This window comes from Pseudomonas sp. ADPe, assembly GCF_014843515.1.
Classification (GTDB): domain Bacteria; phylum Pseudomonadota; class Gammaproteobacteria; order Pseudomonadales; family Pseudomonadaceae; genus Pseudomonas; species Pseudomonas citronellolis.
This window is the reverse complement of the sequence record NZ_CP062122.1, coordinates 2,056,492-2,069,438: the sequence shown is the minus strand read 5'-3', so window position 1 is coordinate 2,069,438 and position 12,947 is coordinate 2,056,492. Positions and strand designations below refer to the sequence as shown.

Genomic DNA, 12,947 nt, shown 5'->3' with positions numbered 1-12,947 from the left:
AATCATGGTGTGCTGGCAGCTGTGGGTGTGCAGCAGTGGCCTCTACTGGGTGAGGATTTGTGCCGCTCTGGCCGAAGATAGGGCCTGGGGATTTCGCGCCCCCAAGGCCAATCAGGCGTTCAAATAGATTTCGTCGAAAACGGCGTGCAGAACACCGTAAGTTCCGTGCTCATTTGCGCAATAGGCGCAGGCCGTTCAGGACAACTATCAGGCTTACCCCCATGTCAGCGAATACGGCCATCCACATAGTGGCCTGGCCTGTCAGCGTGACCACCAGAAAAATTGCTTTGATGCCTAGGGCGAGCCCGATGTTTTGCGTGAGCACAGCGGCGGTCTGGCGTGAGAGCTGAATGAAGGCCGGTATCTTACGCAGGTCATCATCCATAATCGCGACATCGGCGGTCTCGATCGCAGTATCCGTGCCAGCAGCGCCCATGGCGAAGCCAACATTGGCACAAGCCAGCGCAGGAGCGTCATTGATGCCGTCCCCAACCATCCCGACGGTGTGCCGACGTTTGATGAGGGCTTCTATTGCGTTGAGCTTATCGTTCGGCAGCAGGCTGCCTTTTGCCTCGTCGATGCCAACCTGAGCAGCAATGGTCTCTGCGGTATGCGGGTTATCACCCGTCAGCATCAACGTCTTTACCCCCAGGTCGTGGAGCTTGTCGATTGCCGTACGGCTGGTCTCCTTGACCGTATCTGCTACTGCGAACAACGCCAGTGCCTGGGTTTCATCGGACAGAATGACTACCGTTTTTCCTTGTCGCTCCAAGTAGTCAAGCGCGGCCTCGATTGCCGTCGAACTGAGACTTAGCTCATTCAACAATCGATGATTGCCTAAGTGGTAACGATGCCCATCAATCGTGCCGCGGACGCCGCGACCGAGCAGTGCTTCGAAACCCTCTACATTCAATAATGGCACGAACTGTTCGGCCGCTTGCATAGCGATGGCCTGTGATACGGGATGATCTGAGCGATCCGCAAGGCTGGCCGCGACGGCGCGATAGTTTCTAGGTGCTCCGTCAGCTAGAGGCATAAAATCGGTTTGGACAGGTTTTCCGTGAGTGATGGTTCCAGTTTTGTCCAATGCCAAGTAGGTGATTTTGCGACCGACTTCCAGGTACACGCCACCCTTGATCAGAATGCCTTTACGGGCAGCAGCAGCCAGGCCGCTGACGATGGTGACAGGAGTCGAAATCACCAGCGCACAGGGACAGGCCACAACCAGGAGTACTAAGGCCCGATAGATCCACTCGAACCACTCGGCGCCCATCAGTAACGGCGGCATGATCGCTACAGTCAGGGAGAAGACGAATACTGCTGGCGTGTAGACGCGAGAGAACTGATCAACGAAACGTTGTGTTGGTGCGCGAGCCCCTTGCGCTTCTTCGACCGCATGGATAATTCGTGCCAGAGTGGAGTGGTTCGCTTCTGCCGTTACCCGATATTCCAGCTCCCCGGCTTGGTTGATGGTGCCAGCGAACACTGGATCACCCACGGTCTTCTCCACGGGCAGGCTCTCACCAGTAATAGGAGCCTGGTTGATCGTCGAGTTCCCTCTTAGTACTTCGCCGTCCAAGCTGATGCGCTCGCCGGGACGCGCCCGGACCACACTTCCAATTGCAATACCGGTCACTTCCGTTTCTACCCAGTGCCCATCGACTTGCTGGATGGTTGCTGTCTCGGGCGCAAGGTCCATCAGGCCACGAATGGCGTTTCGCGCGCGATCCAAGGACTTGGCTTCGATTAACTCGGCGACTGCAAACAGGAACATGACCATGGCCGCTTCGGGCCATTGGCCGATCAGAACTGCGCCCGTAACGGCGATGCTCATCAGGGCGTTGATGTTGAGATTGCGATTCTTGAGTGCTATCCAGCCTTTCTTATAGATCGCCAGCCCGCAAAGCAGTATGGCTGCAGCGGAGATGACCGCTACCACCCATTCGGGTACCAAATTGGAGAAATGGAGAATCTCTGACGAGACTGCCGCCACTCCTGACAGCCCCAGGCGCCACCAATGACTTTTTCCCGGCGAGGGTGCTTCGGCCGATGCTTTTGCCTCTGTTTCCAATTGGGGAGTGAAGCCGAGCTCTCGAATTGCACTCAGGGCCCGTGCAAGCGTGTCCGGATCATGGTTAATCGTGAGGGTGCGTTGCAGCAGGTTGAACTGCATCGCGGCGATGCCCGGCATCCCAGACAGTTTGTTGGTGATCAACTGCTGCTCGGTAGGGCAGTCCATTTGGGCGATTAAAACCCGAGTGCTTACGGTGGTCGCGAGAGGTTCCGCTCGCATGCCCACGGAGGCGATGACCTCGACGAGGACCTGATTGGCCAGAGGTGTATGGCGAACGCTGAGAGTGCGGTTCAGGAGATTGAACTGCAAGTCCTGCACCTGTGGGAGCTTCTCGAGCTTGCTGCGGATGAGCGCCTCCTCAGTGGGGCAGTCCATCTGCTCAATGCGAAACATGCTCAACTGAGCTGCTGGTAACGAAGGCGCTAAGCAAGCCGTGTCGCAGCAACTTGGCGGCGGTGTGCCGCTACAGGAGCCATCCTTAGGGGTGTCAGAACAACAATTAGCCATACGGTGTCTCCTCTGCCATTGCCTAGTGAGCACCCTATAGTCACTATAGAGTCAAGCCTGTGTTTGGAGACGGCAATGAAAATCGGCGAATTGGCGAAGTGGGCAAATTGCCAGGTTGTGACCATTCGATACTATGAGAGCGCGGGGTTGTTGCCACCGCCAGAGCGGACCGGCGGAAACTATCGCATCTATACCCCCACTCATGCCGAGCGCTTAGCGTTTATCCGCAACTGCCGAACTCTCGACATGACAGTCGAAGAGGTGAGGCAATTACTGAGCTACCGAGATAACCCGGAGAATGATTGTAACGGGGTGAATGAACTGATCGATGAGCACATCGAGCTTGTGGCTACCAGAATTGCAGCCCTTCAGGCCCTCAACAAACAGCTGACAGATTTAAGGAAAAGCTGTGCAAAAGGTCGTGAAGCTGCGGACTGCCGGATACTTCAGCATCTAAGTAACAGCGGACAGCACCTCGCCGAGGAGGCAGCACTGGCCCCTGCACATAGCTGTGATGATTGATTCACCTAGTGAAGAATTCCAGCTGAGGCTCCGTAGCTGGATACGTTGACGAATATCAATCCGTACGCCTGGGGCTGATGTAGGTTTCTAGAGGAAACCTCCTTGCGCAAGCTAGTCGAGTTGCGCAATCCACTCCAGTGGAGCTTAGCCATGACGACGCGAATTCTTAAAGCTCTCGTAGCCACCACCTCGCTTTTTTCTGCTCTTGCGTTCTCTGCCCAAGAAAGTGGACAGGTCGCTCCTTCTCAAATTGAACAGCCAGCTGTAGACATCCAACAGTTCGATATGCAGATGGCTCAGGCGCAGGATCGCCTGAATAAGATGCAGCAGCAAATGAGTCAAATTCAGAAGACCAAGGATCCTCAAGAGCGCCAGAGGTTGCTACAAGAGCATCAAGCGATGATTCAGAGCAGCATGGGCATGATGAGCCAAATGTGGGGTGACGGCATGATGGGCTGCTGGGGAAATAAAGGGATGATGGGGCATCACATGATGCATAGCGAAATGATGGGAAATAGCCACATGAACGGATGGAGCCAGATGCAAGGGCGTTACTCGGTAACCGTCCGCCGAACCCATCTCCCCGCTTCTTCCAGATAGCGGCATGGTGTGCACCTATTTTTGGTGGACACCATTTCAAGCCACTTTCTGGAGGGTTTCGTGTCTCGACAGCGCCGTACATTCCCCAAGGCTTTCAAGGCCCAGGTCATCGAAGAGTGCGCCCAGTCCGGTGCTTCCGTCGCCGGCGTGGCGCTCAGCCACGGGCTCAATGCCAACCTGGTGCATAAATGGATTCGTAAGCAGCGCGAGCCGCTACCGGTCGTATCTGCACGCTTTATCCCGGTGCCGCTCGGCATCCTGCCTTCAGAGCAGGCCAGCTCTGAAGAGCTGACGATACGAATCGAAATCCCCTACCACGCCGGCAGTCTGTCGGTGCACTGGCCGGTGCAGGACGGCGAAGGCTGTACACGCTTGCTGCGCGGGCTGCTCGCATGATTCGCATCGATCGCATCTGGCTGGCCACCGAGCCGATGGACATGCGCGCCGGCACCGAAACCGCATTGGCCCGTGTAGTGGCGGTATTCGGTGCGGCGAAGCCGCACTGTGCTTATCTGTTCGCCAACCGCCGCGCCAACCGCATGAAAGTGTTGGTGCATGACGGTGTAGGGATCTGGCTGGCCGCGCGGCGATTGAACCAAGGCAAGTTTCACTGGCCAGGCATCCACCGCGGCTTGGAAGTTGAACTCGACACCGAGCAGCTTCAGGCTTTGGTGCTCGGTTTACCCTGGCAGCGGGTTGGTGCAGCCGGTGCGATCACAATGCTGTAGCGCCGGCCATTAGCCTATCGCTTTATCTGCGCGGATCGCCTGCTCTGGCACAATCAGCGGCATGACTTCCTTGCCCAATCTCGACCAACTAACACCTGAGCAACTGCGCGCACTGGCCGCCCAGTTGCTCACGCAGGTCGATGCGATGGGCAAAAAGATCCACCGTGATCAAACCATCATCGAGCAGCTCACCCACGAAATCGCCTGGTTCAAGCGCCACAAGTTCGCCAAGCGTAGCGAGCAACTAAGCCCTGAACAGGGCAGCCTGCTGGATGATTTGCTCGACACGGACATCGCCGCCATCGAGGCGGAACTGAAAACCCTCAATCCTCCGGCGGCTCCGGCTGAACCCCGCCAACAGCCCAAGCGCGCGCCGCTGCCAGCCCAGTTTCCGCGTACTGTGATCCGTCACGAGCCGCAGAACACTCAATGCGCCTGCGGCTGCCCGCTGCAACGCATCGGCGAAGACATCAGCGAAAAGCTGGATTACACGCCTGGCGTGTTCACCGTCGAACAGCATGTGCGTGGCAAGTGGGCCTGCCGCCAGTGCGAAACATTGATCCAGGCGCCGGTACCAGCCCAGGTGATCGACAAGGGCATCCCGACTGCCGGCTTGCTGGCTCATGTCATGGTGGCCAAATACGCCGATCATCTGCCGCTGTACCGGCAAGAGAAGATCTTTGGCCGTGCGGGTCTGGCTATCGCGCGTTCGACATTGGCGCAGTGGGTCGGACAAACCGGCGTACAGCTCCAACCATTGGTCGATGCCCTGCGCGAGGCGGTACTGGCGCAAGGCGTGATCCATGCCGACGAAACCCCCGTGCAAATGCTGGCCCCTGGCGAGAAGAAAACCCACCGGGCTTACGTCTGGGCATACTGCACCACACCCTTCGCCGACCTGAAGGCCGTGGTCTATGACTTCAGCCCAAGCCGTGCAGGTGAGCATGCGCGCAATTTTATGGGTCAGTGGAATGGCAAACTGGTCTGCGACGACTTCGCCGGCTACAAGGCCAGCTTCGAGCAGGGCATCACCGAAATTGGCTGCATGGCCCACGCCCGCCGCAAATTTTTCGATCTGCACTCAGCGAACAAAAGCCAGTTAGCCGAACAGGCGCTGCACTCCATTGCCGGGCTGTATGAAATCGAGCGGCAAGCACGGCACATGAGCGATGAAGAACGCTGGCGAATACGCCAGGAAAAGTCTTCACCGATCCTCGATGCGCTGCATGACTGGATGCTGGCCCAGCGTGATCGGGTGCCCAATGGATCAGCCACGGCAAAAGCCCTGGATTACAGCCTAAAACGCTGGCTAGCGCTGACGCGCTATCTGGAAGATGGAGCCGTGCCCATCGACAACAATCAGGTCGAGAACCAGATTCGGCCTTGGGCATTGGGGCGCTCGAACTGGCTGTTTGCCGGTTCACTACGCAGCGGCAAACGGGCGGCTGCGATCATGAGCCTGATCCAGTCAGCACGCCTCAACGGTCACGATCCGTACGCCTACCTGAAGGACGTGCTCATGCGGCTACCAACGCAGCGGGCAAGCGAAATCAGTCAACTGCTGCCGCATCAGTGGATACAGCCTGAAGCAGGCATGTAACCACAGCGGTGTATCACCCCAAACAGCCTACCCGTAATAGTCTCGCACTGATTTTTTGGGCGTTCACGATGTGATACACGGTAAGCGTTCAGCGTGTGATACAGCTACCCGTGCAGCCTGTGATACAGATACGCAAGGTGAGTTAGCTAGACGCTTACGTTACTCGAACCTCACTCCGGATCAAATGAGAGAGCGCCAGTACATGATGGATCAGTACATGGGGATGCAGCAGAGGATGATGGAGCAGATGATGCAGCACCAACGCTACATGGGTATGTAACCGTGCCGGGTTGAATATAGCTAACTTGCCGATCAGCATCGCCAGTAGGAGCAGCGATCTCCTGAGGCAAGCGCTACTTAGGGGTCGTCTCAGAAAACGGAAAATAAAGCACGCTAAGCGTGCGTGGAGGCTGGCACCCAGCGGTACAGCGTCGGAATGGACACGCCGAGGTTCTTGGCCACGTCCTTGGGCGGCACCCCGCTGGCCAGCAGCTTCTTGGCCGACTCGATCTTGCTGTCGGTCATCTTCGGCTTGCGGCCGCCTTTGCGGCCGAGCTGCTTGGCGACTTCCAGCCCGGCGCGGGTGCGCTCGACGGTCAGCTCGCGCTCCATTTCGGCAAGGCTCGCCATGACGTGGAAGAAGAACCGCCCGGATGGTGTGCCGGTGTCGATGGAGTCGGTGAGGCTCCTGAACTGGACACCGTGCTTGTGCAGATCGCCGACCAGATCGACCAGTTGCTTGACCGACCGGCCCAGCCGGTCGAGCTTCCAGACGACCAAAGTATCGCCTTCGCGCAGCATTTCGAGCGTCTTGGCCAAGCCAGGCCGGTCTGCCCGCGTGCCACTCACCTTGTCCTCGAAGACCTTTTTACATCCGGCCTTGCTCAAGGCTTCGCGTTGCAGCTCCAGGTTCTGATCCTGCGTCGAGACGCGCGCATAGCCAATCAACATGGCTTGTCTCGCGCCCGGTCGATGCGTTCCTGCATCGCCTGCATCACTTCTTCGTGGGTGTACGATCTGGCGTTGGCGTCGGTGGCTTGCCGCAGGGCTTCCTCAACCTCGCGCGTCATCCGCTCGTAATCCTCCGGCCACAGCGCTTGCTCCATGCGCAGCGACGCCTGACCCAGCAGGTGCAGCAGGCTGAACAGCCGCATGTCGTTGGTGGCGACGATGCGCTCCCGAATCTGCTCCTGAATAGCTTCGCTAGCCCGATGCGCTTGTGGTGTGGCAGTCCCCTCGTAGTCAGCGGGGAATTCCGCTTCCTCGGCAATCCTTGCCCAGGCGCTGGCCAGCGCCTCGATGGTTGACGTGCTCATTTCCGCCGCTCCTGTGCTCTTTGGCGAATCAACCGGCCAAGGGGCCTCGACGCGAAAACCAGCAGCATCACGCCTATCGGATACCAGGTCGAGAAGACCACCAAGGCATCGAAGGCTGGCCGTCCGGTGTTGGTAGGCAGTACGGCGGTCACAGCCATCAACCCGCCGACCGTCCAGATGATGCGCCACACGTAGGGCATCACGCGGGGCACGTAGCCGTCATCGAAAGCGGTCTGGTAGTAGCGGCGCAGGCCGCGCTCGGCAAGCGCCTGGCGCTGCCGCTCCGACAGCGCATCCGTCCGGCCATACCAGCGCCGGAATGGTGGACAGCGCAGCAGCAAAGGGGTGAAGAGGATCATCACCGCCACGATCGCGACACCCCACGCCATGACGGCGCCGGCATCGGGCCGCTTGGCGTTCTCGATCACGGGCGCGAAGACGCCCGGAGCACCGATCATCCAGAACAGCGCAATGTGCTGATGGAAGGAGAGCTTCATTTGCTCATCCACTTGCGCAGCAGGCGCTTTTTCAGGGAGGCGCGTTCTTGCGGGTTGCGTCCCTTGTGATTGGCGATGCGATCCGCCGTGGCGGCCTGGCGCTTGACGGGCCAGTAGGAGCGGCCATCCTTGCCCATCGACCAGACGCTGCTGGCCTGGTTTTCCAGCAGGGGCAGATGGGCGCTCAGGGCTTCGGGCGACGCGCTGGTCAGCGCCGTGCGCTCACGGGTGCGCCAGCGCTGATGCCAGAGCTTCTTGTCCTCGCGCTCGCTGCCGCAGGTCGTGTGCCCGACGATGGGTGTTTTGCGGCGGCTGCGGCTCATAACGTAGTGGTCTCCAAGAACATTCAGGACTGATCCCAGGCGTCGATGGTCAAGACCTGATCGGCAGGACAGGCGGCTACGCGGTCGGGAACTGGATGGTGTTCAGTCTCATGCCGACCCCATTCGATTGATCGCGTCGCTTGCGGCACGCTGCGACGCAAGGAGGTTTGCGACCTGGTTTAGCAGCCGTGTCCGCTGCATGTCTGTTACCTATCTCCCCGACCGCTCATTGGACCAACTCCAGAGATTGGGCTCTATCGCTCAGCCAATACGAAACCGGCATTGGCTGATGCCACAACCGAGACGAACACAAATGGCTCGGTACCTGTATTTCGCGCCCCGTGCACTTGGCCCGGTCTTGCCACGGCTATCTCACCTTCCCTGAGGGCACGAACAATCCCATTGCCCTGAAAGTAATCAGCCATTCCCGACAAAACAGTCCACGTGTCTTGGCCGTGAGGATGAATGTGAGCCGCAATTTCCTGCCCGGGATGGACATGCCAAACCACGATAATTGAGTCTCGGGTTTCAAGCACAACGGAACGAATAGGCTCGCCTTCGGACGGCTGAACATACTCGGCTACAGAAAATATTCTCGATTCAACAGTCATCGGAGATCCCTCTTTCACAGTGCCCCCAGACAGGCTGGAGATGAGTTCTAACTCGAATTTGAACGGGAGGCTGGTCGTGCGGTCGTGCAGTTGCCGATGAGCGTGTCGGCTGCTGCCTCCTTGCCCACCAGCGAACTCACGTCCGTTGCGGCCATCCAGAAGGTCTTGCCCGAGCGCGGCTCATAGGTCGCGGGATCGAACACGCCAGAGGGGCCGAACATCGGCGGCTTGATTGGTCATGGCTCCATGCCTTTGTCGTTACGGTCTTCATCGTCGGCATCCTGACGCACGGCGGGCAATTGCTGGAGCAACGCCGGCAGCCATTCCTGTACCGTCTCCCACACCACATCGAGGTTGATGTCGAAATAGCCGTGAGCCATGCGATTACGCATATTGCGCATGCTGCGCCACGGCACGTCGGCATGCGCCTGGGTGAACTCGACGTAGCCATCCATCACCTTTGTGGCCGCCTCGCCGATGACGATCAGGCTCATGATGACGGCCTGCTGGGTGCGCTTGTCGGCCAAGAAGTCGTCCTTGGCCATCCCTTCCACGAAGCTGCGCGCATCGGTTGCGGCCTGCTGAATGTGGTCGAGGTAATCGGGCAGGCGGTTCTCGCTCATATCGGTTGCGCCTCCGCGAGCACCTTGGCCCGGAACTTCGGCGGCAGGTCGCCGGGAGTCAGCAGATCGACGTCAACGCCGAGCAGCGATTTCAGTTCTTCTTCCAAATCGCCCAAGTCCAACAACGTGGCACCGGGCAGCGCATCGACCAACAGGTCGAGGTCGCTGCCATCCCGGTCGGTGCCATGCAGCACCGAGCCGAAGACGCGCGGGTTCGCGGCGCGAAAGCGGCCTACCGCTTCACGCACTGCGCTTCGCTTCATGTCAAGCACAACAGACGGTCGCATGGGCATCCTTTCTTATCGAAACTCGTTGAGATGATATGCAATCAAGAATAGAATTTCAAGAACTATTTTCGAGAATCGCAATGCCTTGATTCCCGTGCCGCGCCGGTTGCCTTGGCGGGCTTGTCACAAACCTACGTTTTCAAGAAGAAGGAAACCGCATGCCCCGCCGTTCGATCCTCTCCGCCGCCGAGCGCGAAAGCCTGCTGGCGTTGCCGGACACCAAGGATGAGTTGATCCGTCACTACACGTTCAGCGAAAGCGACCTCTCCATCATCCGGCAGCGGCGCGGCCCGGCCAATCGGCTGGGCTTCGCGGTGCAGCTCTGCTACCTGCGCTTTCCCGGCGTCATCCTTGGCGCTGATGAGCCACCGTTCCCGCCATTGCTGAGACTGGTCGCCAACCAGCTCAAGGTCGGCATCGAAAGCTGGGACGAGTACGGGCAGCGTGAGCAGACCCGACGCGAGCACCTGGTCGAGCTGCAAACGGTGTTCGGCTTCCAGCCGTTCACGATTGGCCACTACCGGCAGGCTGTCCAGTTGCTGACCGAGCTGGCCATGCAAACCGACAAGGGCATCGTGCTGGCCAGAGCCTTGATCGAGCACCTGCGGCGGCAGTCGGTCATTGTGCCCGCCCTCAACGCCGTCGAGCGGGCGAGCGCCGAAGCGATTACCCGCGCCAACCGGCGTCTCTACGACGCCTTGGCTGAGCCGCTGACGGACGTGCATCGCCGTCGCCTCGACGATCTGCTCAAGCGCCGCGACAACGGCAAGACGACGTGGCTGGCCTGGCTGCGGCAATCCCCGGTCAAACCGAACTCGCGGCACATGCTGGAACACATCGAACGCCTCAAGGCGTGGCAGGCGCTCGACCTGCCCTCCGGCATCGAGCGGCTGGTTCACCAGAACCGGCTGCTCAAGATCGCCCGCGAGGGCGGCCAGATGACGCCCGCCGACCTGGCGAAGTTCGAGCCGCAGCGGCGTTACGCGACCCTGGTGGCGCTCGCCATCGAGGGCATGGCCACCGTCACCGACGAAATCATCGACCTGCATGACCGCATCCTGGGCAAGCTGTTCAATGCCGCCAAGAACAAGCATCAGCAGCAGTTCCAGGCATCCGGCAAGGCGATCAATGCCAAGGTGCGGCTGTTCGGGCGCATCGGCCAGGCGCTGATCGAGGCCAAGCAAGCGGGCCGCGATCCGTTCGCCGCCATCGAGGCCGTCATGTCCTGGGATGCTTTCGCCGAGAGCGTCACCGAAGCGCAGCGGCTCGCGCAACCCGAGGACTTCGATTTCCTGCACCGCATCGGCGAGAGCTACGCCACGCTGCGCCGCTACGCGCCGGAATTTCTCGACGTGCTCAAGTTGCGGGCCGCGCCCGCCGCCAAGGACGTACTCGACGCCATCGAGGTGCTGCGCAGCATGAACAGCGACAACGCCCGCAAGGTGCCCACCGACGCGCCGACCGAGTTCATCAAGCCGCGCTGGCAGAAGCTGGTGATGACCGACACCGGCATCGACCGGCGCTACTACGAACTGTGCGCGCTGTCGGAGCTGAAGAACGCGCTGCGCTCCGGCGACATCTGGGTGCAAGGCTCGCGCCAGTTCAAGGACTTCGAGGACTACCTGGTGCCGCCCGCGAAATTCGCCAGCCTCAAGCAGGCCAGCGAATTGCCGCTGGCCGTGGCCACCGATTGCGACCAGTACCTGCATGACCGGCTGACGCTGCTGGAAACGCAGCTCGCCACCGTCAACCGCATGGCGCTGGCCAACGAGCTGCCGGACGCCATCATCACGGAGTCGGGCCTGAAGATCACGCCGCTCGATGCGGCGGTGCCCGATACCGCACAGGCCCTGATCGACCAGACGGCGATGATCCTACCGCACGTCAAGATCACCGAATTGCTGCTGGAGGTAGACGAATGGACGGGCTTCACCCGGCACTTCGCCCACCTGAAGTCAGGCGACCTGGCCAAGGACAAAAACCTGTTGCTGACCACGATCCTCGCCGACGCGATCAACCTGGGCCTGACCAAGATGGCGGAATCGTGCCCCGGCACGACCTACGCCAAGCTGGCCTGGCTGCAAGCCTGGCACATCCGCGACGAAACCTACGGGGCGGCACTGGCCGAGCTGGTCAACGCGCAGTTCCGACATCCCTTCGCCGAGCATTGGGGCGACGGCACCACGTCATCGTCGGACGGCCAGAACTTCCGCACCGGCAGCAAGGCCGAGAGCACCGGCCACATCAATCCGAAATACGGCAGCAGCCCAGGGCGGACGTTCTACACCCATATCTCCGACCAGTACGCGCCGTTCCACACCAAGGTCGTGAACGTCGGCGTGCGCGACTCGACCTACGTGCTCGACGGCCTGCTGTATCACGAATCCGACCTGCGGATCGAGGAGCACTACACCGACACGGCAGGGTTCACGGACCACGTCTTCGCGTTGATGCACCTGCTGGGCTTCCGCTTCGCCCCGCGCATTCGTGACCTGGGCGACACCAAGCTCTACATCCCGAAGGGCGATGCCACCTACGAGGCGTTGAAACCGATGATCGGCGGCACGCTCAACATCAAGCACGTCCGCGCCCATTGGGATGAAATCCTGCGGATGGCCACCTCGATCAAGCAGGGCACGGCGACGGCCTCGCTGATGCTCAGGAAGCTTGGCAGCTACCCGCGCCAGAACGGCCTGGCCGTCGCCCTGCGTGAGCTGGGACGCATCGAGCGCACACTGTTCATCCTGGACTGGCTGCAAAGCGTCGAGCTGCGCCGCCGCGTGCATGCCGGGCTGAACAAAGGCGAGGCGCGCAACGCGCTGGCCCGCGCCGTGTTCTTCAACCGCCTGGGGGAAATCCGCGACCGCAGCTTCGAGCAGCAGCGCTACCGGGCCAGCGGCCTCAACCTGGTGACGGCGGCCATCGTGCTATGGAACACGGTCTATCTGGAGCGGGCCGCGAACGCCTTGCGTGGCCACGGTCAAGCCGTCGATGACGGCCTGTTGCAGTACCTGTCGCCGCTCGGCTGGGAGCACATCAACCTGACCGGCGATTACCTCTGGCGCAGCAGCGCCAAGATCGGCGCGGGCAAGTTCAGGCCGCTACGGCCGCTGCAACCGGCTTAGCGTGCTTTATTTTCCGTTTTCTGAGACGACCCCTACTTAGGGCCCTGGAGATAGCAGATCCGTCGGTTGGTCATCCCCGCGAAATATCTAAACTGTACATCTGCGGTAGGTACCAATAAGAAGATTGCAGCTAC

14 protein-coding genes are annotated in these 12,947 nt (G+C 60.0%); 6 read left to right on the top strand and 8 right to left on the bottom strand.

The genetic code is table 11. From position 1 onward, the window contains the following. Positions 1 to 169: 169 nt before the first annotated feature. The gene (locus tag IG194_RS09425) at positions 170 to 2,581 is read right to left on the bottom strand and encodes a heavy metal translocating P-type ATPase (protein ID WP_412535748.1); all 2,412 of its coding nucleotides are present in this window, start codon (positions 2,579 to 2,581) and stop codon (positions 170 to 172) included. A 75-nt stretch (positions 2,582 to 2,656) separates the two neighbouring features. Between IG194_RS09425 and cadR the strand changes: the two genes are divergently transcribed. From cadR to IG194_RS09400, 5 genes are all read left to right on the top strand, one after another. Then, complete coding sequence (gene cadR / locus IG194_RS09420) at positions 2,657 to 3,103, top strand: Cd(II)/Pb(II)-responsive transcriptional regulator (RefSeq protein WP_082996253.1); 447 nt, start codon at positions 2,657 to 2,659, stop codon at positions 3,101 to 3,103. Between the two features lie 102 nt (positions 3,104 to 3,205). After that, positions 3,206 to 3,703, top strand: coding sequence for a hypothetical protein (locus IG194_RS09415; protein WP_176707156.1), 498 nt, complete (start codon positions 3,206 to 3,208; stop codon positions 3,701 to 3,703). A 60-nt stretch (positions 3,704 to 3,763) separates the two neighbouring features. Continuing rightward, a complete protein-coding gene (gene tnpA / locus IG194_RS09410) occupies positions 3,764 to 4,099 on the top strand; it encodes an IS66-like element accessory protein TnpA (protein ID WP_023911066.1) in 336 nt (111 codons plus the stop codon). Further along, a complete protein-coding gene (gene tnpB, locus IG194_RS09405) occupies positions 4,096 to 4,431 on the top strand; it encodes an IS66 family insertion sequence element accessory protein TnpB (RefSeq protein ID WP_003156940.1) in 336 nt (111 codons plus the stop codon). Before tnpA ends, tnpB begins: the two co-directional genes overlap by 4 nt. 61 nt (positions 4,432 to 4,492) lie before the next feature. Then, positions 4,493 to 6,031: an IS66-like element ISSal1 family transposase gene (locus IG194_RS09400; RefSeq protein WP_023911545.1), complete on the top strand. Its 1,539-nt coding sequence runs from the start codon at positions 4,493 to 4,495 to the stop codon at positions 6,029 to 6,031. Between the two features lie 393 nt (positions 6,032 to 6,424). On the opposite strand, the gene IG194_RS09395 is transcribed toward IG194_RS09400, so the two are convergent. From IG194_RS09395 to IG194_RS09365, 7 genes are all read right to left on the bottom strand, one after another. Continuing rightward, positions 6,425 to 6,982, bottom strand: coding sequence for a recombinase family protein (locus tag IG194_RS09395; protein ID WP_003100847.1), 558 nt, complete (start codon positions 6,980 to 6,982; stop codon positions 6,425 to 6,427). Further along, the gene (locus IG194_RS09390) at positions 6,976 to 7,347 is read right to left on the bottom strand and encodes a hypothetical protein (protein ID WP_003100853.1); all 372 of its coding nucleotides are present in this window, start codon (positions 7,345 to 7,347) and stop codon (positions 6,976 to 6,978) included. The genes IG194_RS09395 and IG194_RS09390 overlap by 7 nt, the downstream gene beginning before the upstream one ends. After that, positions 7,344 to 7,844: a hypothetical protein gene (locus IG194_RS09385; RefSeq protein WP_003100856.1), complete on the bottom strand. Its 501-nt coding sequence runs from the start codon at positions 7,842 to 7,844 to the stop codon at positions 7,344 to 7,346. The genes IG194_RS09390 and IG194_RS09385 overlap by 4 nt, the downstream gene beginning before the upstream one ends. Then, positions 7,841 to 8,167: a hypothetical protein gene (locus IG194_RS09380; RefSeq protein WP_003100858.1), complete on the bottom strand. Its 327-nt coding sequence runs from the start codon at positions 8,165 to 8,167 to the stop codon at positions 7,841 to 7,843. Before IG194_RS09380 ends, IG194_RS09385 begins: the two co-directional genes overlap by 4 nt. Positions 8,168 to 8,421: 254 nt before the next feature. Then, positions 8,422 to 8,778 (bottom strand): cupin domain-containing protein, encoded by a 357-nt coding sequence (locus tag IG194_RS09375; RefSeq protein WP_003465043.1) that lies wholly within the window; start codon positions 8,776 to 8,778, stop codon positions 8,422 to 8,424. 236 nt (positions 8,779 to 9,014) lie between these two features. After that, a complete protein-coding gene (locus IG194_RS09370) occupies positions 9,015 to 9,401 on the bottom strand; it encodes a DUF86 domain-containing protein (protein WP_003100872.1) in 387 nt (128 codons plus the stop codon). Next, a complete protein-coding gene (locus tag IG194_RS09365) occupies positions 9,398 to 9,688 on the bottom strand; it encodes a nucleotidyltransferase family protein (RefSeq protein ID WP_001247892.1) in 291 nt (96 codons plus the stop codon). The genes IG194_RS09370 and IG194_RS09365 overlap by 4 nt, the downstream gene beginning before the upstream one ends. A gap of 158 nt (positions 9,689 to 9,846) precedes the next feature. Here IG194_RS09365 and IG194_RS09360 point away from each other — a divergent pair, with 158 nt between their 5' ends. Continuing rightward, the gene (locus tag IG194_RS09360; protein WP_003100881.1) at positions 9,847 to 12,813 is read left to right on the top strand and encodes a Tn3-like element ISPa38 family transposase; all 2,967 of its coding nucleotides are present in this window, start codon (positions 9,847 to 9,849) and stop codon (positions 12,811 to 12,813) included. Positions 12,814 to 12,947: the final 134 nt, after the last annotated feature.